Annotated in this window: 21 protein-coding genes, 1 pseudogene and 1 riboswitch; of the genes and pseudogenes, 12 read left to right on the top strand and 10 right to left on the bottom strand. The window is 37.3% G+C overall.

Translation table 11 applies throughout. The features are described from left to right. Positions 1-146 precede the first annotated feature (146 nt). A complete protein-coding gene (locus NSR00_RS10435; RefSeq protein ID WP_340788564.1) occupies positions 147-938 on the bottom strand; it encodes an ABC transporter ATP-binding protein in 792 nt (263 codons plus the stop codon). A 638-nt stretch (positions 939-1,576) separates the two neighbouring features. Next, complete coding sequence (locus NSR00_RS10430) at positions 1,577-2,023, bottom strand: winged helix-turn-helix transcriptional regulator (RefSeq protein WP_066247718.1); 447 nt, start codon at positions 2,021-2,023, stop codon at positions 1,577-1,579. A 126-nt stretch (positions 2,024-2,149) separates the two neighbouring features. Here NSR00_RS10430 and NSR00_RS10425 point away from each other — a divergent pair, with 126 nt between their 5' ends. Further along, positions 2,150-2,683, top strand: a complete 534-nt coding sequence (locus NSR00_RS10425) for a DUF4242 domain-containing protein (RefSeq protein ID WP_066247720.1) — start codon at positions 2,150-2,152, stop codon at positions 2,681-2,683. 387 nt (positions 2,684-3,070) lie between these two features. Continuing rightward, a complete protein-coding gene (locus NSR00_RS10420) occupies positions 3,071-4,126 on the top strand; it encodes an acyl-CoA dehydrogenase family protein (RefSeq protein WP_311066519.1) in 1,056 nt (351 codons plus the stop codon). A 169-nt stretch (positions 4,127-4,295) separates the two neighbouring features. Here NSR00_RS10420 and NSR00_RS10415 read toward each other — a convergent pair whose 3' ends face one another. The 4 genes from NSR00_RS10415 to pdxR form a co-directional block, all read right to left on the bottom strand. Next, complete coding sequence (locus NSR00_RS10415) at positions 4,296-4,463, bottom strand: Arc family DNA-binding protein (protein ID WP_065095528.1); 168 nt, start codon at positions 4,461-4,463, stop codon at positions 4,296-4,298. 15 nt (positions 4,464-4,478) lie between these two features. Next, positions 4,479-5,321, bottom strand: a complete 843-nt coding sequence (locus NSR00_RS10410; RefSeq protein ID WP_339197507.1) for an SPFH domain-containing protein — start codon at positions 5,319-5,321, stop codon at positions 4,479-4,481. A 248-nt stretch (positions 5,322-5,569) separates the two neighbouring features. After that, positions 5,570-5,818, bottom strand: coding sequence for a hypothetical protein (locus tag NSR00_RS10405; RefSeq protein ID WP_063386782.1), 249 nt, complete (start codon positions 5,816-5,818; stop codon positions 5,570-5,572). A 65-nt stretch (positions 5,819-5,883) separates the two neighbouring features. After that, entirely contained in the window at positions 5,884-7,323 is a 1,440-nt protein-coding gene (pdxR, locus tag NSR00_RS10400; RefSeq protein ID WP_340788560.1) for a MocR-like pyridoxine biosynthesis transcription factor PdxR, read from the bottom strand. A gap of 857 nt (positions 7,324-8,180) precedes the next feature. Here pdxR and NSR00_RS10395 point away from each other — a divergent pair. Both NSR00_RS10395 and menC read left to right on the top strand, forming a co-directional pair. Further along, positions 8,181-9,137, top strand: coding sequence for a carbon-nitrogen hydrolase family protein (locus NSR00_RS10395; RefSeq protein WP_340788558.1), 957 nt, complete (start codon positions 8,181-8,183; stop codon positions 9,135-9,137). A 265-nt stretch (positions 9,138-9,402) separates the two neighbouring features. Beyond that, a complete protein-coding gene (gene menC / locus NSR00_RS10390) occupies positions 9,403-10,512 on the top strand; it encodes an o-succinylbenzoate synthase (RefSeq protein WP_340789218.1) in 1,110 nt (369 codons plus the stop codon). Positions 10,513-10,553: 41 nt separating this feature from the next. Here menC and thiT read toward each other — a convergent pair. Further along, positions 10,554-11,101, bottom strand: a pseudogene (thiT, locus tag NSR00_RS10385) (energy-coupled thiamine transporter ThiT). A 69-nt stretch (positions 11,102-11,170) separates the two neighbouring features. Continuing rightward, positions 11,171-11,274, bottom strand: a riboswitch (TPP riboswitch). 172 nt (positions 11,275-11,446) lie between these two features. On the opposite strand from thiT, the gene NSR00_RS10380 reads away from it, so the two are divergent. From NSR00_RS10380 to NSR00_RS10370, 3 genes are all read left to right on the top strand, one after another. Further along, positions 11,447-12,682, top strand: a complete 1,236-nt coding sequence (locus NSR00_RS10380) for a DUF418 domain-containing protein (protein ID WP_340788556.1) — start codon at positions 11,447-11,449, stop codon at positions 12,680-12,682. Between the two features lie 103 nt (positions 12,683-12,785). Then, complete coding sequence (locus NSR00_RS10375) at positions 12,786-13,331, top strand: DUF2179 domain-containing protein (RefSeq protein ID WP_340788554.1); 546 nt, start codon at positions 12,786-12,788, stop codon at positions 13,329-13,331. Between the two features lie 21 nt (positions 13,332-13,352). After that, positions 13,353-13,724: a DnaJ family domain-containing protein gene (locus NSR00_RS10370; protein ID WP_340788551.1), complete on the top strand. Its 372-nt coding sequence runs from the start codon at positions 13,353-13,355 to the stop codon at positions 13,722-13,724. 41 nt (positions 13,725-13,765) lie between these two features. Here the strand turns inward: NSR00_RS10370 and NSR00_RS10365 are convergent, their stop codons facing one another. Further along, positions 13,766-13,948, bottom strand: coding sequence for a hypothetical protein (locus NSR00_RS10365; RefSeq protein ID WP_063386775.1), 183 nt, complete (start codon positions 13,946-13,948; stop codon positions 13,766-13,768). Between the two features lie 511 nt (positions 13,949-14,459). Continuing rightward, positions 14,460-14,690 carry a DUF1128 domain-containing protein gene (locus NSR00_RS10360; protein ID WP_063386774.1) on the bottom strand — a complete coding sequence of 77 codons (231 nt, stop codon included), beginning with the start codon at positions 14,688-14,690 and terminating at the stop codon, positions 14,460-14,462. A gap of 150 nt (positions 14,691-14,840) precedes the next feature. Between NSR00_RS10360 and NSR00_RS10355 the strand changes: the two genes are divergently transcribed. From NSR00_RS10355 to NSR00_RS10345, 3 genes are read left to right on the top strand one after another with little or no spacing between them, the layout of a single operon-like run. After that, positions 14,841-15,314: a low molecular weight protein-tyrosine-phosphatase gene (locus NSR00_RS10355; protein WP_066247737.1), complete on the top strand. Its 474-nt coding sequence runs from the start codon at positions 14,841-14,843 to the stop codon at positions 15,312-15,314. Positions 15,315-15,330: 16 nt separating this feature from the next. Then, positions 15,331-15,654, top strand: a complete 324-nt coding sequence (locus NSR00_RS10350; protein WP_063386772.1) for a YtxH domain-containing protein — start codon at positions 15,331-15,333, stop codon at positions 15,652-15,654. A gap of 29 nt (positions 15,655-15,683) precedes the next feature. Further along, on the top strand, positions 15,684-16,511 hold the full coding sequence (locus tag NSR00_RS10345) for a YihY/virulence factor BrkB family protein (protein WP_063386771.1): 828 nt from the start codon (positions 15,684-15,686) through the stop codon (positions 16,509-16,511). A gap of 414 nt (positions 16,512-16,925) precedes the next feature. Here the strand turns inward: NSR00_RS10345 and NSR00_RS10340 are convergent, their stop codons facing one another. Then, positions 16,926-17,072, bottom strand: a complete 147-nt coding sequence (locus NSR00_RS10340; RefSeq protein ID WP_063386837.1) for a BH0509 family protein — start codon at positions 17,070-17,072, stop codon at positions 16,926-16,928. A gap of 184 nt (positions 17,073-17,256) precedes the next feature. Here NSR00_RS10340 and NSR00_RS10335 point away from each other — a divergent pair, with 184 nt between their 5' ends. Then, the gene (locus NSR00_RS10335; RefSeq protein WP_063386769.1) at positions 17,257-17,643 is read left to right on the top strand and encodes an OsmC family protein; all 387 of its coding nucleotides are present in this window, start codon (positions 17,257-17,259) and stop codon (positions 17,641-17,643) included. 90 nt (positions 17,644-17,733) lie between these two features. Further along, positions 17,734-18,324 (top strand): nitroreductase family protein, encoded by a 591-nt coding sequence (locus NSR00_RS10330; protein ID WP_063386768.1) that lies wholly within the window; start codon positions 17,734-17,736, stop codon positions 18,322-18,324. Positions 18,325-18,383: the final 59 nt, after the last annotated feature.

The following is an 18,383-nucleotide window of genomic DNA, read 5'->3' as shown; positions in this document are numbered from 1 at the left end:
ATTTGGACAGGAACCACCTGTACTTCCATTGTAAAGGATTTTTTTGTTTCGAAATCAATAAAAAATTGAACATTCTTAGTATTTTGAATCATCAGATTTAATTACTGCAATGCTAGTGATATACAATGTGAGCTTGCTTTGAAAAATTAGATATAATACTCCGTTGTTACATTAGGATGGTTAAAGTGGAATTCTTCAAAAATGATTTTTCGATAATACTGAAAATCAGAATGGCTTCGGTCTCGAGGCTTCGAGAGAGCGATCTTGATCTCCCTGTGAATATGACCGGGATTTGGATGCATAATGAGAATCCGGTCTGATAAATAGATTGCTTCATCAATATCGTGGGTAACTAAAATAATAGTTGTATTTTCCTTTTGCTGGATGCGAAGCAGTTCATCCTGCAAATAATAACGATTAAACGTGTCCAATGCTGCAAACGGTTCATCCATTAAAATTAATTCTGGCTTCAGTGCAAGTGCTCTGGCAATTCCTGCTCTTTGCTGCATTCCTCCAGAAAGTTCATGAGGAAACAAATCTTCTTTTCCTTTTAGACCAACCAATGCCAAGTAATGTAACGCTCTTTCCTTTCGTTCTGCAGGATGAAGCTTGAGACCTTCCAGCCCCAATTCTACATTTTTAAGCACTGTTCGCCATGGGAGCAGTCCATAGTCTTGAAACAGCATTATGCATTTGCGATTCGGCTGATTCACCACATTCCCATCAAGCAAAACTTGACCGCTATCCGCCTTTTCAAAGCCGCCGATAATATTTAAAAAAGTGCTTTTCCCGCAGCCGCTTTCTCCTAATATGGAGATGATTTCACCTTGCTTTATTTCTAGTGAAATATTGTCTAGAACGTGTATTTCTTTATTTTTATTTGTGAAGCTCTTGCTCAAATTTTCAACTTTAATAATTGTAGACTGCTGAGAATCCATTCATTACACCGCCTCTTAGTCGTCGGATTTTCATTAATATTCGGTTAATTCATTAACAAAATAATTCTTATAAGAATAGTGAGTTTTAATATTTGTAGATCATTTTATTATACTTTGTTAGTTTTTTCAACTATATATAGAAAATATTTTTTAGTGTCAATGATTTTAATTTTTGAGAATGAATCGTGTTATTTTGATTGTGAGCGGTTTGCACCGATGTATCTGGACGTTTTGTAGAAGAAGTGATGGGAGTTCAATGAGGATAAGCTTAGTCATTGCGTTTTTATAGATTTTTATTATGATGGACGTTTGCGGATGGCATTTTTGAAGCCGGAGGCAGGAAAACATTTTAAGCTGTAAGCGGGATTTTTAAAGTGATGCTTTAAGAATAGGTAGGTGATTCAAGCATACTGGATTTTACGCAAGGTGTTGAAAAAGGAGAACAAGGGAATGATGATAACCTGGAATAGGGGATTTATAATATGGACTTCGTATTCGTTAGACAAAGGGAAATGAATTTATGTAAAAATTGGTATCTAAGAGGCTAGACGCGTGGAAAAACTCCTCCTGAAAAGGCAATTGCCGGAGCTTCCAGCACGCCTATCCTTAAACTAGTCTTAGAGGACCTGACAGCATTTTTATTTAATATTTTGAAGCTCACTTTCAATAGAAATAACTTCAACATTTTGGACAAGTTCGCCTGTTTTTTTGGAATAATAGGCAATGTCCACCTCATCACCTGTAGCCGGGTCAATCAGTTTTTTATAACATTTTTTTAAATGTTTGCTTCCCCAAATAATAAGTGCATTGAAAACATGCTCTAAATCTTTTCCGCTTTGTGTTAATACATAGCGGTATCGAGGTGGATGCTGTGAATAAAGCTCTGATTGAACAAGGCCTTCTTCTTCTAAATATCTGAGACGTTCCGAAAGCAAATTAGAAGAAATTCCCGGTAAAGCTTTTTTAATTTCATTAAAAAGTGCATTTCCGTTTAAAATTTCATGAATAATTAACAGTGTCCAACGATCTCCAATGATATTAAGTGATTGCGCGATGTTGCAAGGGATATCATATCTTATTTTCATAAACTAATCTCCTCCATTTGTTACAATCCATTTTAACATAAAATAATTTAAAAGTGATTAAGTTGATTTTTTGAACTAAGTATATTAAAATGACTTTATGATAATAAAAAAGTGGGGGATAAAAATATGGCGCTATACTTAATTGAATCATCCTTAAATGGTATTGTATCAGCAAAAGAGGAATTAGATCAAAAAGTTTCAGAGCTTCAAGGAAAATTAAACGAAAATCAGGCATCATTAATTGAACTTCAAGTATCAAAGGATTTCTCACGCGCATTCTTTATTGTTGAAGCAGAAAATCAAAAAGCTGCCACTGAAACGTTAAAAGATATTCATATACCTATTCATCTAGTAAAACAAGTTCGTCTTGTTGGAAAAGAACTCGAAGATGTAAAGAAAAATAATGAAGTTGTCAATTATTTGGTTGAATGGAATTTACCAGAAGATTTGACAATGGAACAATATTTGGAGAGAAAGAAGAAAAACTCTGTACATTATCAAGAAGTTCCTGAAGTAACATTTTCGAGAACTTATGTTTGTGAAGATATGACAAAATGCCTTTGCTTCTACGATGCACCAGATGAAGAGGCTGTTAAGCGTGCCCGCAACGCAGTAAAAACACCAATTGACTCCATTACGGAAATATTGGCAGATAAATAATAAATTTTAATAACCTTTTTTTAAGAGGCGGGGCTGTCCGATAAATCCCTAAAATGAAGCAAGTGGAGAAAAACAATGCGTTTCTCTCCACTTGCTTTTATATTTTTTCGATTTTTATCTGAAAGTAGCTTGCGGATGCCGGCTACTTTCAGGAAGTTGTAATAAACCAAGCATTGGTTTATTGTCTTTTTTTTTGCAAAGCTCTTTTGAAATACATATACAGGTTCATCTTTATCAAAAAAATAGAAGGGGCGGCAAAATAAAGATTGATTTTTTGAACCTAATATAATAAAATGACTTTAAACCGACTAAACACGTAGGAATTATTTATTTAATAATAATTGGAATGCCTGATTTCGGACATTATGAACGCGGGTGATGAATGAAATGAATAGTTTGGACGAAAAAGTTGAAACGTTGGAGCAGTTAATTGAAAAAGAATTGAAACCATATGTGAAAAAAATTGATGCGGAAGGTTTTTACCAGGAGCAATATTTGCGGGAGCTAGGGAAAGCTGGATTTTTCTCTACGAATCATAAGTCGCAAAAGGAATATATTTTACAGGAAATGAAAGTGGTAGAAGAAACAGCAAAATGGTGTATGACGACTGCATTTTGTCTATGGTGCCATCTGGCCGCTTTAACTTATGTACGAAATTCCAACAATCTTTCATTAAAAAATAAATTGCTCCCTTTGCTGGAGAGTGGAAAAATTTTAGGTGCAACAGGCTTATCGAATCCGATGAAATATTATGCAGGACTTGAAAAATTGCACTTAAAGGCAAAACCTAAAGAAGATGGTTATATACTTTCAGGTGTTTTGCCGAATGTATCCAATCTAGGTGACAATCATTGGTTCGGTGTGATTGCTGAGGTGGATGAACACAAACGAATCATGTGCTTCATTCCGAGCAATGCAGAAGGATTAATATTAAAGGAAAAAAATGATTTTCTAGGTTTAAATGGAAGCGCAACATATTCTTGTACTTTTCAAGATGTTTTTGTCCCGAATCAGTGGGTTTTATCTGACGATGCGGATCTTTTTGTGGAGAAAATCCGCCCGGTTTTCATTTTATATCAAATACCTCTTGGTTTAGGTGTTATACGATCTTCCATCGCCTCCATTGAAAAGGTTATTAATAAACAAAATGGCTGCAACAGCTTTTTGAAAATACAGCCGGGTCAATTGAAAACACAAGAGCGCAAAATTCAAGATGACATTCATGCATTGTTCAGCGATCAAAGACTCGACTGGAAAGAAATTGCAAAGATACGTTTGGAAGCTGCTTATTTAACCCTTGAAGCTGTACAGGCAAACATGCTTCATCACGGAAGTGCCGGATATCTCATGCATAGTGCACCTTCCCGCAGACTCCGCGAAGCGTATTTCTTTGCTAATTTAACACCAACAGTGAAACATTTAGAAAAAGTTCTTCACTCATAAAAAATCCCTCATGGTTCTCCATAAGGGATTTTTTGTATGTGCTGGGCATCTGTACATTCGCCAAGCTTTAAAGCAGCAGTATTTTGTTTAAGACAAGGGTGTCTAGGGCGCCAAGATCTGAAGGAAGTCAGCAGCCAATTTTCGACTTGCGGAAAAGATGATCGATGTTTTATTCTTTCTCCTTTTTTTTCTTTAACCTTCCTTCGCGTCGAGCAGCGTCCCGCAATAAAAATTCAATATGGGAATTGACGCTGCGGAATTCCTCTTGCGCCCAACGTTCAATAACGGCATACAATTCAGGATCGATTCTTAAAGGGAAATTTTTCTTTTTTGCCATGGTGCGACACAACCATTAATATAGACTTCCGGTATTTATGACCGGCTGGGTGCCGCGATCGGAGATGATCGCAACCATTAAATTATTCACCATGTTAACCTTTCTTTCTTCATCAAGCTCAATCGTTCCGTCGCTAGCCAGCTGCTCGACAGCCATTTGGGCCATACTGACGGCTCCTTCGACAATCTTTTTTCTCGCAGATAAAACGGCGGCTGCCTGCTGGCGCTGAAGCATGGCGCTGGCAATTTCAGTCGAGTAAGCTAAATGAGTCAGTCTAGCTTCTATTACTTCAACTCCAGCGACGTTCAACCGTTCTTGCAATTCATCTGCCAGCTCTTTTGAAACAACATCGGCGTTGCCTCTTAATGTAATATTGTGGTCATCAAACGTATCGTAAGGATATTTCGTTGCTACATGACGAATGGCAGCCTCGCTTTGGATTTCCACGAATTCTTCATAATCATCCACATCAAAAGTTGCTTTTGCGGAATCGATTACTTTAAAGACGATGACCGAAGCAATTTCAATCGGATTCCCTTCCACATCGTTTACTTTTAGCTTTTTGCTGTTAAAATTTCGAACGCGAAGGGACACCTTTTGTCTAATAGTTAATGGAACCGTTAAGGCAAGGCCACTTTTCCGAATGCTTCCTAAATAACGTCCGAAGAAAATGACAACGTTTGCTTGATTCGGCTGTACAATGGTAAGACCGCTTCCAAGCAGTACGGCAAGAACAACCAATACAATTGCAAGAACAATAAACTCCTGGATAAATGTAAAAGCTGCTCCGAGCAAAAGTGCAACGATTAATACAATTCCAATAAACCCGTCAATAAACCATGCCTTTTTTTCTTTCAACTTTCATTGCCCCTCTCATATTATTTTTATATTAAAATGATATCACTTTTTGAAATAAATGTAAATATATATTGTCAAAAAATTTTGGCGAAAAACGTTTTTGGAGCTATGAAAATTCAATGAAAACCAAAATAAAAAACCTCAACTAACAACCATGCTAAACGTCATTCGTTAGCAAGGGTTAGTCGAGGATTTCGGTTTAAATATATTTAGTTCATTATTGTTTGCATAGGTTCGTTTCTTTAGCATTAAAACAGAAAAATAAGACATACAATGAGGATGACAATAAACAATAAGGTATAAATCCATGTCAACGAGCGAACATTGCGAAAGGAGCTTGTTTCATATTCCCTTGACCTTGCAAGTTCATCATGGGGACTGTTCCCGATCGCTTTATATGTTTCTATTTTGTTTCCTACTTCTTTTCCGATAAACGCAGTTAAAATGAGTGCAAGTACACAAATAATAATGCCTACGGTCAATAACATACTATACATAAAACCATCTCCCTGTCTCTTTACATTGTGGTAGAGAATTTTGATAATCACCTGAAAATAGGAATTTATTTATGCTGAATATTATAAAATGCATCAGCAAATCTTTTTATTCCTTCATTTATATTTTCTTCATTTTCTCTTGCGAAGGTAAAACGGACATATTTTGTACTTGATCCAAGCGTTGAGCCCGGAACATAAATAACCCCGCGCTTGATCGACTCTTCTAGCAGCTGGATCTCATTAAAGTCTTTCTTTATTTTGCACCATAAATGAATGCCTCCTTGTGGGATATAAAAATCAACATCGTCTTTTAAGTAGAATCGAAGGCTTTTGACAATTTGATCCCTTCTGTTTTCGAGCCGTTTGACTAAGCAGTTGATATGGGCATCGAAGTCGTCAGATTCCAGAAAATCATTGGCAATCCATTGAGTAAAGCTGGCATGACCGAAATCCACTTGCTGTTTGGCATCAGACAATCTTTCAATCACAGGCTTTGGTCCAATAACCCAACCAATTCGCAAACCAGAAGCAACAATTTTTGACAATGAGCTGATATATAAGACATTTCCATGCTTATCCATTGATTTTAGCGGGTAGGTCTCTTCCCCATTAAAGGACGTTAAACTGTAAGGATCGTCTTCAACAATCGGTATTCCATACTCAGACGATATTTCCAATATTTTTTCCCGCCGGTTTTTATGAAGGAAAGCGCCTGATGGATTTTGGAAAGCAGGATTTAAAAAGATCATCCTGATTCGATGTTTTTTATGCAATAGAAGCAAATCATCCGGGTTTATACCGTCTTTGTCAACTGGTAAATAGAAAGGTCTAATTCCGGTTGATTTAAAGACCGGGAGACTGTAATAATACGAAGGCTCTTCTAATGCTATCGCATCACCCGGCTTTAATAAGCATTGGACGATTAAATATAAAGCTTGCTGCGCTCCTGATGTGATGAGAATGGAAGACGGATTTGTCTCAATTCTCCGATATCGTTTCACATGCTTTGTGATAGTTTTTCTTAATATCTCATTCCCTTGAGGATGATCATATCCTAGGCTTCCGATAAATGACCTTGTCGAAATGATTTCTCTTAAGGAGTCGATTGGAAAAAGATCTTCCGACAATTCACCGCTAGCTAAATTGATTAGTTTATGCTCTTCCATCTCTTTGCGTATTCTCTGGGTCACAGGTAAATTCGGCAAGAACGATCCTGCCTCAATATACCGATTCCAGCTTGGTACACGCTTCTTTGTCATGCCCCATATATCTTTGCTGATTGTTGTTCCGCTTCCTCTCTTTCTCTCGATAAGTCCGTTTGATTCTAATTCGTCATATGCAGCCACAACTGTGCTTCTGTTTATTTGCAGCTTATTGGCCAAAAACCGTTCAGAAGGCAGCGGTTTATCAGGGGGAAATGTGCCATCCGCAATTCCGTTTTCAATATATTCGGCCAGCTGTTTATATATAGGCTTTTTTGCATTTCGATCCGGTTTCCAGTCCATATGCTTCACCCTTTAGATTTGCTTGGCACTTCCTGCTATACGGCAAGTTAACCAGGTTCTTTGTTATTTATCTATAGAATGTTCCTATTGAACATAATCGAAAATGTTGTTATATCCATCAAAATTTGAACCTGTTCAAACATTAATTATAACGCTAGATGAAAGAAAAATGCCCATCCAATTCAGTAACATTTTACCCATCCACTTTTATTTTGACTTGGAGTTTTTAGCACATGATTTGAACGCTGCTGAAAAATCATTATCTTTTGTAACATGGACGCAATGCTTAAAGCTGTCCTGCCCGATTTTTTCTTTACTTGAAGTTGAAAACCCTTAAAATAGATGTGCGATTTTCGGCAAATTTATTTCACTTTATGGTTCATCTTGGATAAATGGCTGTTGCAGTATTGAAATTGGATGATTGACAAAATCTTTGATTGGATGGTCCAAAAATTTTTGAACATTTTTATTATGAATAATATACTCCAATTCAAACCGTTTTTCATATTTTACGCTTAATGCTTCTATAGAATTAAGTGTTGATAGTTAGTTCGACACTCAGCCACAGCTGTATTGTACAAAGGAGCATGCTAAGAAATTACCATTAAATTACTTCAGATGAGATATCACATGAAAAGCTCTCATGGAAAAACATAATCCAATTATTTTGAACTCTAATACATGGGCCGGCCCTTCTATGCTTAAAAAGAGGATTATTCAAAGTGTTTTCCTTCCTGTGCAGATTTTTTATGGAAGATGAATAGGGGGCAACTTCCGAAGGTTATTGACTTTGAAGGTTCATGAGCTTCGGCATTTAAGATGGCTTTAGATTTTTCAATTTGGTGGAGGGGAAGAATATGTCGAACAGAGCACAAAAGGTTAAAGTTGCTGTTATACAAGCCTCATCTGTTATTATGGACCGGGACGCCACGACAAAAAAGGCGGTTAGCCTCATACATCAAGCTGCTGAAAAAGGAGCAAAGATTGTTGTATTTCCTGAAGCTTTTATTCCCGCTTATCCTAGAGGCATATCTTTCGGTACAACGATTGGGAGCCGTTCGGCTGAAGGGAGGAAGGATTGGTATAGATACTGGAGCAATTCTGTAGCTGTTCCGGACGAAACGACGGAACAACCGGGCGAAGCGGCTCGAAAAGCAGGTGTCTACCTTGTGATAGGCGTTACAGAAAGGGATAATGAATTTAGCGGCGGGACTCTTTACTGTTCTGTTTTATTTTTCGATTCTGACGGACAGTTGTTAGGAAAACACCGCAAATTAAAACCGACTGCAGCAGAACGGATTGTTTGGGGGGAAGGGGATGGAAGCACATTACCAGTGTTTGACACCCCTTATGGAAGAATAGGGGCGCTAATCTGCTGGGAAAATTATATGCCGTTAGCAAGGGCTGCGATGTATGCACAAGGAATTCAAATTTATATTGCCCCAACGGCTGATGCAAGGGAAACTTGGCAGTCAACAATCCGCCACATTGCTTTGGAGGGGAGATGCTTTGTTTTGTCTGCCAATCAATATGTGACAAAAGATATGTATCCGAAAGATTTGGCTTGTTATGATGAACTTGCTTCTTCACCTGAAGTAATGAGCAGAGGTGGTAGCGCGATTGTTGGACCGTTGGGCGAATATGTGGCAGAGCCCGTATTTGGCAAGGAAGACATCATCATTGCAGAACTGGATATGAAACAAATCGCCTATAGCCAGTTTGATTTTGATCCTGTTGGGCATTATGCAAGACCTGATGTTTTTAAATTGCTAGTCAACAAAGAGAAGAAGACAACTATTGAGTGGAAAAATTAATCTCATGATGAGACTCGTTTCTACGATTGATCTCATTATTTATTTGAGATTTTTGCAGTTCAATAAACAATAAGGGAAATAAAGAAATCCCTTGCTCCTTTACATTAAGAAAGCGTTTATTTTATAATTAGTGTAAAACAAACGTTCGAGTGGATTCGCTATTTTAAGAAATATTTTCCGGGAAATATCGAGCCCTCTGGCGAATGGGAATGATTTTGTCGAACTTAGCTGAGAGCTTGGCTAAAAAAGGAGATGCTCTTAATTGATAAAAATTAAGAAAATTGTTTTGCATATATTACAGATGCGTTTGAAAGCCCCATTTTCTACTAGCTATGGAGACATTCACGATCGCGAATTGTTGATCGTAGAAGTAAAGGATGATGATGGTGCAGCCGGTTTTGGAGAAGGGGTTGCTTTTTCCATTCCATGGTATACAGAAGAAACCGTGAAAACAACTGTGCACATGATCGAAGATTTCCTCATTCCGATTTTATCAAAGACGACGTTTCATCATCCTCGTGAGTTGGCTGAATCGTTTCGTTTTATTCGCAGAAATTATATGGCAAAAGCGGCTTTGGAAGGTGCCGTGTGGGATCTATATGCAAAACAGCAAAATATACCTCTTTCACAAGCTCTCGGGGGAATGAAAAAAGAAGTTGAAGCTGGGGTGAGCATCGGTATTCAGCCAACAATAAAAGATTTAATCAGTCTTATTGAACAATATCAGGAGGAAGGATACAAGAGAGTAAAAATAAAGATTAAACCAGGTTGGGATATTGAAGTAGTTAAGGAAATACGGAAGCATTTTCCGAACTTGGATTTAATGGCTGATGCGAACAGTGCCTATACATTAAAAGATATAAATCATCTAAAACAATTGGATGAGTTTCAATTAATGATGATTGAGCAGCCTCTTGCGCACGATGATATTGTGGATCATAGCAAACTTCAAAAAGAATTGGACACACCGATCTGTTTAGATGAAAGTATTTGCTCCTTCGAAGATGCTCGAAAGGCTGTTGAACTTCGAAGCTGCAAAATTATGAATATAAAAATCGGCCGTGTTGGCGGTTTGACAGAAGCAAAAAAAATCCATGATTTTTGCAAAGAGCAAAATGTTCCAGTTTGGTGCGGAGGGATGCTTGAATCAGGGATTGGACGGGCCCATAATATATCCCTAGCGACACTTGAACAATTCACACTGCCAGGAGATATATCCAGTTCATCTAAGTATTGGGAAGAAGATATTATTGAACCGGAAATATCGGTTTATAATGGAAAAATTGCCTTGCCTGATAACCCGGGGATCGGTTTTCATGTAAGCCGTGAAAAATTAAAAAAATACACTGTTGAAACGAAAGTATTTACCCTATAAACAAAATCATCCTCTGCATGTTTTGCAGAGGATGATTTTGTTTATTTTACAACCAATCTTGGCGCTGCCATAATGAGAATAACAGTAACGACAGCGCATAATACAAACGCTCCTATCATCGTAATGCCGTTTACGATCAAAGAATAAACGACCGCTGACATTCCTTCTGGTGCATATTCTCCGAAGAAAAAGACACCGCTGATAAAATGCCAAAAATAACGTGCAAAAGCTCCGATGAAGACGCCAAAGATGATGAAAACAAGAGCAGAGCTTTTCTTTCCATCTTTCAGCTTATTTTGGATAGTTTTGCAGAAAAGACCGGCTAAACCGATAAAGGAAAATCGATGAAGCCTTGAACAGGCGTCAGGATGTATGCATCACCTAATACAATTTGCAATAATCCCCATAAAAAGCCGGAAATGAAGCCAATCTTTGCACCGGATCGAAACGATAATATGAGTACAGGCACCATGGCAATGGATATAGAAATGGCTGATGATAATTGAATGGAAGGGAGAAGATCAAGTATAACTGCCAATGCTGCAAAGATTGCTGCTTCTATTAATAGTAATAAGCGATTTTTTTCCAAAAATAAACCCCCCTGTATATTATTTGCTATCAACAAATATCCATAAGGGGGAAAAAGGCTGTATCATGGATCAGTATACTTCCACATCCCTACGCTAGCATTAACTAACAGGTTCAAAGGGTCTGGACGAAATATCCGTCCACTCTCAGCATATAGCTCCCCTTGTGGATCTGTTGATATTCGAATCTTATGTCTATCATAATAGACTATAAGAAAATTGTCATTCTTTTTTCGCTATATTCAAATAAATTTAAACACGATAAAGCTGAAATGCAGCCTTTGGACAAAAAATAATGAAAAAAGGGCGTTAACAATAAGAACTTTTTTCAGAATGGGGGTTTTGGTTTGAATCTTAATCGTGAGCGTTATGAAGTAGTGGATGTGGTGCGGGGGGCTGCGATATTTGGCATTTTACTTGTGAATATGGCGCATTTCAGCTATCCAGATGTATATTTATACCAAATAGGCAGCGAAAATTTTTTTACTGAAACATGGAGAACATGGGATTTTCTAACGAAAAATATTTTGGAAATATTTGTACAAATGAAGTTTATTACAATGTTCTCATTATTGTTCGGATTTGGAATCATCATCATGGAGGAACGGGCTTTAGGAAACGGCAGGAACTTTGTTTCTATATATATACGCAGACTGGTGGTGCTTTTTGTATTTGGACTAATTCATTCATTTTTCATCTGGGATGGAGACATTTTAATGGATTATGCTGTGCTGGGGTTTCTTCTCCTTTTTTTCCGGAAGTGTTCCTGGAAAACCCTTTTGGTATGGACTGTATGTTTATTTAGTTTATATTTGCTCCTTATTGGTTTGATGACGGCTGTATCCAATGGTGAGGATGCTTTAGTCCAAAAAAGAGAGCAGGCTGCCTTACTGGAAGAGGAGGCAAGAAACGCAATCCATTCATATCAAAACGGAAGTTTTACTGATATTTTCCATCAGCGTATTCATGATCGGCTTTTTTACATGTCTATGTCTGGCATGTGGCCTTTTCAACCGCTTGTCTATATAATAAACATGCTCCCATATATCAGCATGTTTTTAGTTGGCATGATATTTGCGAAACAAAAGCTTTTTCAAGAACCGGAGAAGCATCGAAGGTTATTAACAGCCATCTGGTTTTTCGGGCTTATCATTGGGCTTCCGTTAAATATTTTTGCGGTCACCGCTAAAAATAGTTTTTACATGGTGTTCGGTGCACCATTTCTCATGTTGTTTTATGTGATCTCTCTCATATTTTTATATTTTCACCCAATCTGTCGGCAAATTGTTAAGAAGATTGCGCCTGTTGGACGCATGTCATTGACAAATTACATCATGCAATCTGTTATTTGTACATATATTTTTTATCATTACGGATTGGGATTGTACGGTAAAGTATACCCCTTCGCCGGTTTTTGGCTTGCACTCGCAATTTTTGCCGTGCAGCTTATCATCAGCCATATTTGGTTTAAATATTTTCAATTAGGGCCGTTGGAGTGGGTATGGAGAACAGCGATGTATTTCAAGCGCCAGCCTATTCGCATGAAAAAGGAAGTTTCGAAGCATAATAACAGATCAAGATGAATTGTAAAAATGTAGTTTCAAATCTCAGATTTTGAGTTTATGATAGCTCTTTCTTTTCGAAAATAATTTATAGTATGATGGAACAAAGGAGTGTCTAGGCAACATGTTTCTACAAGCAATTTTTATTTTTTTGCTGCAATTATTGTATGTACCAGTATTGACGATCCGAACTATTTTGTTAGTGAAAAATCAAACAAAGGCTGCTGCTGGTATAGGTTTGCTAGAAGCAGCGATTTATATTGTCGCTTTAGGAATAGTTTTTCAAGATTTATCTAATATTTACAATATTAGTGCATATATTATCGGTTTTGGTGCAGGGCTGTTGTTGGGCGGTGAACTGGAGAAAAAGCTGGCTTTTGGATATGTAACATACAATGTGAATTTAATGGATAAAAATTCCGAATTAGTCAAAAAATTGAGGGAGGCTGGTTTTGGGGTTACGGTCTTTCAAGGAGAAGGAATGAATTCGATCAGGTATCGTTTGGACGTTGTTGCCAAACGGTCTCGGGAGGAAGAATTTTTAAACCTTGTCAATGAAATAGAACCAAAAGCGTTTTTAAGCTCATATGAAATTCGTTCTTTTAAAGGCGGATATTTAACAAAAGCGATGAAAAAGCGGGTAAAGCGTTTAGAAAAAGAACGAACATAACGGTCGAAGGGAGGATGAAGCGTGGATATATTTACACAAATTGCTGAGGATCGGATCAAAAAGGCATATGAAGAGGGAGAGTTTAAAGAACTTCCCGGGATGGGGAAGCCTCTCCCGCATGACGATTTGTCTGATATTCCGGAAGAACTTCGAATGGCTTATCGTCTTTTGAAAAACGCCGGAATGGTCGATCAAGAAAATGACTTGAAAAAGGAACTATTAACTATTCAAGATTTACTAAAATGCTGTGAAGATGAAGCAGAAAGGAAAAAATTACAACAAAAGCTGTCGGAAAAACAATTAGCATTGGAACGAATCGTGAAGAAAAGGAATATATTCAACACATCTGCATCTCAATTTTATAAAGATAAAGTTTATAAAAAGCTTATTTGACGTTTTCGAAAAAGAATGGTGCCTTTATTTTCGCCATTCTTTTAAATTTGCTGTTTTTTCAAGGCTTCTCTATGGAAGACATAATATAAAGCAAGATTGAAAAAGCCTAAGAAAATGACTATCACCGAAAGCGGAAGCTCCTTTGCAAAACCGACCAAAATTCCAGACAATAAACAGAAGAGAGCAACGAATAAATAAAAATATTTCATAAGTGTCACGACCATTTTTTTGACCCCCAAACAAAGAAAACGTTTTCTTTTATTATAAATCATTTGTCACAAAAACGAAACAAAAAATTCACATTTTGTTCAAAAAATAGACACCGTTTTGACAAAAAGTTATTATACAAAAAGCAGCTTATACTGAATTTATAAAGCTGCTTTAAAGTAAAAACGATTTCTTCTGAAATCTGGCATCTAAACAACAAGGAGGTCTATCTTTATTTTTCTCCTGCAAAAGAAAAAAGAGAATGATGAAAATGGAGCGCGTACACGATTCGCCTGCTTTAGAATCCAAGCTAAACCTCTGATGGATGGCAGATTGGGCGGTTCCTAATGTGACTCGAACATCGTTTTGAGAAGCGTATAGAACCACATATAACAAATCAACTGAAGCAAGCTGATGAGGACAGCAGCTGCGAGTTTTCACAACACTTCAACATCGCTAAGTTAAACACTAATTGCCGTCATTTGCACAAGCCCATTCGAAAACGAGCCAACAGAAAGCTCAATTCACTTAAAGAGTGCTCTTTCGTAGGTTCCCCAATTCCTCTGCAATTGCTTGCATTTCGCTGGGGCTGAAAGTATTTTTTTTCATTACATGGTCATAAATTTCTTTTAGGTCTTCATACATATTTACATTAAAATGTGTTGGTTGAACTGCACTGATGTTGATCATATTCAATTTTTCTGTAATTTTTTTAATCATGTATTCCATATTTTCTGCTGATTTTTCACATAAATTCAATTGATTTCATCCTCTCGTTTTTTTATTTGTTTCATTGTATCATGTATTATGAAAGATTGAATATTATGATCAAAAAAATTGATCTTTCCAAACTATTCTTTGCAGCTTATGAAAAAACGATTGAAGCAATGGTTTCAGGAGGTTTCAGCAATGATAAAAGTACTTTTTGTTTGTTTAGGAAATATATGCCGTTCGCCAATGGCTGAGGCGGTTTTTCGTGATTTAGTTAAACGGGAAGGTCTGGAAGATAAAATTTTTGTCGATTCAGCGGGAACGGGAGGCTGGCATGTAGGAAGCCCGCCACATAGAGGGACTCGAGAAATATTAGACCGTTACCAAATTTCTTATGAAGGTTTAAAAGCACGTCAAATTCATAAGAATGATTTATCAGATTTTGATTATATTATTGCCATGGATGGAGAAAACTTAGGAAATTTGCACCGGATGGCAGGATATAACAATACGGGTGAAATCAGTCGTTTAATGGATTTCGTACCAGATGCTGATATTTTGGACGTCCCTGATCCGTATTATACTGGGAACTTTGAAGAGGTTTATGACATGGTTGTCAAAGGCTGCAAAGGGCTGCTCCAGAAGATCAAAGAAGAACACCATCTTTCGTAGAAGAGGTGAAAGTCAAATGAAATCGCAAAATAAATTGTTAAAAGGGCTGTTCATCGGAGCGATCGCAGGCGCAGCGCTTTCTTTATTGGATAAAAAAACAAGGGACGATGTAATCAGCAAAAGCAGATCAGCTTTTAGCAAAATCAAGCAGTGCGCAGAAAATCCGATGGAGATTGCTGATAAAACAAAGGAAAAAATGAACTCTGTCAAAAGAACAATCGAGCAAACAATCGAAGATATTGAATTTGTTTCTGAAAAAGTGAAAGAATTAAAAGAAACGACACCGAAAGTAATGGAAATAATGAAAGAAGCAAAAGAGAAATGGAAGGAGCGCCTTTGACAGAAACTAGTTTGAAATGAGGTGCCAAGATGGATGACCACATCAACCTTCTTCAAATCGCTAAAGAGCTTTTTAAACGGTTTAAAGAAGATGAAATATCAAGTTTAGCTGCGGAGTTAGCCTACTTCTTTCTTTTGTCTCTTTTTCCATTCCTTATTTTTTTAATGAATCTCCTTGCATATTTGCCCCTCTCTTCAGATGTTGTTCTTGATTTTGTCGCACAATATGCACCGGGAAATACAATGAAATTGATCGAAAACAATGTGAGGCATATTATTGAAACTCAAAATGTGACCCTTTTGTCGTTCGGAGTCATTGGAACAATTTGGTCTGCCTCAAATGGGATTAATGCGATTGTCAGAGCTTTTAATAAAGCATATCAAGTGGAAGAAAACCGTCATTTCCTTGTAGCTCGCTTGATGTCTATTTTGTTGACTTTTGCCATGATTTTAGTCATTTTAGTTGCACTGCTGCTTCCGGTGTTTGGCAGAGAGATAGGCTTGTTTATATTTCGGGCGTTCGGATTTACAGAAGTGTTTTTAACGATATGGAATACGATAAGATGGTTATTAAGTGCTGTTATTTTGTGCATCGTTTTTACAGGACTGTATTTTATTGCGCCAAATAAACGGATGAAAATTTCTGAAGCATATCCAGGCGCTTTATTTGCTACCGTTGGCTGGATTGTTGTTTCTCTTCTATTTTCTTACTATGTCGGAAATTTTGGGAATTTCAGCGTGACATATGGAAGCCTCGGCGGGGTGATCATTCTTCTAATTTGGTTTTATCTTTCCGCGGTTATTATTATATTAGGCGGGGAGATCAATGCAATTTTATCAAAAAATTCCAATAATTAATAAAGGCCGCCATTTATTTCGAAGACTTTTTTTCATTTCACATGGTCATATTAAAAATGAGGCTGAAAAAATTGACGTAAACAGGAGGACATACGAGTGGCAAAGCAATCAAAAAAAGGCGGTCAACACAACAAGCAAAACTCAAAATCCAAGCCGAAGCATAAAACAAGCGGAAGTGCGAACGGCCAAAACGGCTACCATTAAGAGAGATATTATCAAGCGCATTCCTCGGGCTGTCGACTTTTTCGACAGCCCGGGTTTTTGTATTCAGCAAGAATTTAGCTATGTTTGCCATGAGTTCAGAGCTATTAAATAAAGTTCGGCAATAGGTGAGTGTCTGCGCGTTGAAGCTTCTTTTTTTTGCGGGAATGTTCGCATCGGACCTCCGGCGGCAGAAGGCTTCTTTTGCGTTTTCTACTCAGCCATTTCTAAATATCGATCATAAATAGAAGCATAAATGTGTTCAATGTCCGCATCCGTCATGTACATAAGCGTTTCCCGATCAATATTTCCTATTTTTTCAATAAAATCAATCATATTTTTTCTTTCCTGCCGTTTCATCATTTTTCCCCTCTCCTCTATAATGTTATGATACAGTTTTTTTATTTTGTAACTATTATATAACAGATGGAGTAGATGTTCAACTTATTTTTTAATTTTTTTCCCGCAATTTGTATTAATTGCAAATAAAAAAATTAATCAATTACAATAAAATTGTAGATATTAATGGAGGAGATGATACAGCATGGAATTTCAAATGAAGGAAATTGGATATAAAACAACTTTTGAATACGGAGAACTGCATGTGGCAGGTGATGTTACATACGGATTCCGTCCATTTCAATTGATGGTTTCCGCCATTGCTGGCTGCAGCGGAAGTGTTTTCAGAAAAATTTTAGATAAAAAAAGAATCGTTTATGACGATATTACGATTCAAGCTGAAGTTGAACGGAACGAAGAAAAAGCGAACAGAATTGAAAAAATTCATCTTCATTTCATCATTTCAAGTTCCAGCGAGGATTTGGACCGTGAGCAAATTCAAAAATGCTTGGAGCTGGCGCACAAAAATTGTCCAATGGTTCAATCAGTAGAAGGCAGCATCAACATTACGGAAACATTTGAACTAAAATAAAAGCTTTTATGAGCAAAAAAATTGTTTTTAGAAAAAAATGTAATACAATAAATGTGTATAATTCCGATCTGATTTCTAGGAGGTAATGTGATGACACAAACGAAGCTTGCCCGCCAGGCCGAATATGAAATTGATTCTATTTATTTAAAACGCTGGTCTCCGCGTTCGTTTTTAACTAAAGAGGTTCCGGAGGATGTGTTACTAAGCCTTTTTGAAGCAGCACGCTGGGCGCCTTCTGCTTTCAATTTCCAGCCATGGCGTTTTATTATCGCTCGCACAGAGGAAGACCGCAAAAGATTTATGTCATTCATTGGCGAGTTTAATCAAATTTGGTGCAAAAACGTCCCGGTTTTTGCCTTGATTATTTCTAAAAAGACTAGCGAGCGGGGGGAAATCGGTTCCCACGCCTTTGATGCAGGTGCAGCTTGGGGCTATTTATCATTAGAAGCAACAAGAAAAGGCTTGATTACGCATCCGATGACAGGCATAGACTTTGAAAAAGCACGTCAAGTTTTAAACATCCCTGAAGAGTATGCAATCAATGCGCTCATTGCAATTGGCTATCAAGGGGAAAAAGAAGCTCTGCCGGAAAGCCTGCAGGAAAGAGAGGCACCAACCCCTCGTCGTCCTATAAAAGAATCCATTTTTGAAGGCCTTTTTGGCGAATCGCTGAATGAATAAAAGTTTCAACAAAAAATAGAAGCAGATGATAGAGATCTGCTTCTATTTCATTTTTATGA

Origin of the sequence: Aeribacillus sp. FSL K6-8394, assembly GCF_038008865.1 — a bacterium.
GTDB classification, from domain to species: Bacteria; Bacillota; Bacilli; order Bacillales; family Aeribacillaceae; genus Aeribacillus; species Aeribacillus composti.
This window is presented reverse-complemented; position numbering and strand designations above follow the sequence as displayed.

Coding starts and splice junctions, on each gene's coding strand:
- NSR00_RS10425 (WP_066247720.1), top strand. CDS start 2,150: ATGGCGCTATACTTAATTGAATCATCCTTAAATGGTATTGTATCAGCA.
- NSR00_RS10335 (WP_063386769.1), top strand. CDS start 17,257: ATGGAATTTCAAATGAAGGAAATTGGATATAAAACAACTTTTGAATAC.
- NSR00_RS10415 (WP_065095528.1), bottom strand. CDS start 4,463: ATGGCAAAAAAGAAAAATTTCCCTTTAAGAATCGATCCTGAATTGTAT.
- NSR00_RS10430 (WP_066247718.1), bottom strand. CDS start 2,023: ATGAAAATAAGATATGATATCCCTTGCAACATCGCGCAATCACTTAAT.
- NSR00_RS10350 (WP_063386772.1), top strand. CDS start 15,331: ATGAAATCGCAAAATAAATTGTTAAAAGGGCTGTTCATCGGAGCGATC.
- NSR00_RS10395 (WP_340788558.1), top strand. CDS start 8,181: ATGTCGAACAGAGCACAAAAGGTTAAAGTTGCTGTTATACAAGCCTCA.
- NSR00_RS10405 (WP_063386782.1), bottom strand. CDS start 5,818: ATGTATAGTATGTTATTGACCGTAGGCATTATTATTTGTGTACTTGCA.
- NSR00_RS10345 (WP_063386771.1), top strand. CDS start 15,684: ATGGATGACCACATCAACCTTCTTCAAATCGCTAAAGAGCTTTTTAAA.
- NSR00_RS10375 (WP_340788554.1), top strand. CDS start 12,786: ATGTTTCTACAAGCAATTTTTATTTTTTTGCTGCAATTATTGTATGTA.
- NSR00_RS10330 (WP_063386768.1), top strand. CDS start 17,734: ATGACACAAACGAAGCTTGCCCGCCAGGCCGAATATGAAATTGATTCT.
- NSR00_RS10365 (WP_063386775.1), bottom strand. CDS start 13,948: ATGGTCGTGACACTTATGAAATATTTTTATTTATTCGTTGCTCTCTTC.
- pdxR (WP_340788560.1), bottom strand. CDS start 7,323: ATGGACTGGAAACCGGATCGAAATGCAAAAAAGCCTATATATAAACAG.
- NSR00_RS10355 (WP_066247737.1), top strand. CDS start 14,841: ATGATAAAAGTACTTTTTGTTTGTTTAGGAAATATATGCCGTTCGCCA.
- NSR00_RS10420 (WP_311066519.1), top strand. CDS start 3,071: ATGAATAGTTTGGACGAAAAAGTTGAAACGTTGGAGCAGTTAATTGAA.
- NSR00_RS10435 (WP_340788564.1), bottom strand. CDS start 938: ATGGATTCTCAGCAGTCTACAATTATTAAAGTTGAAAATTTGAGCAAG.
- NSR00_RS10340 (WP_063386837.1), bottom strand. CDS start 17,072: ATGAAACGGCAGGAAAGAAAAAATATGATTGATTTTATTGAAAAAATA.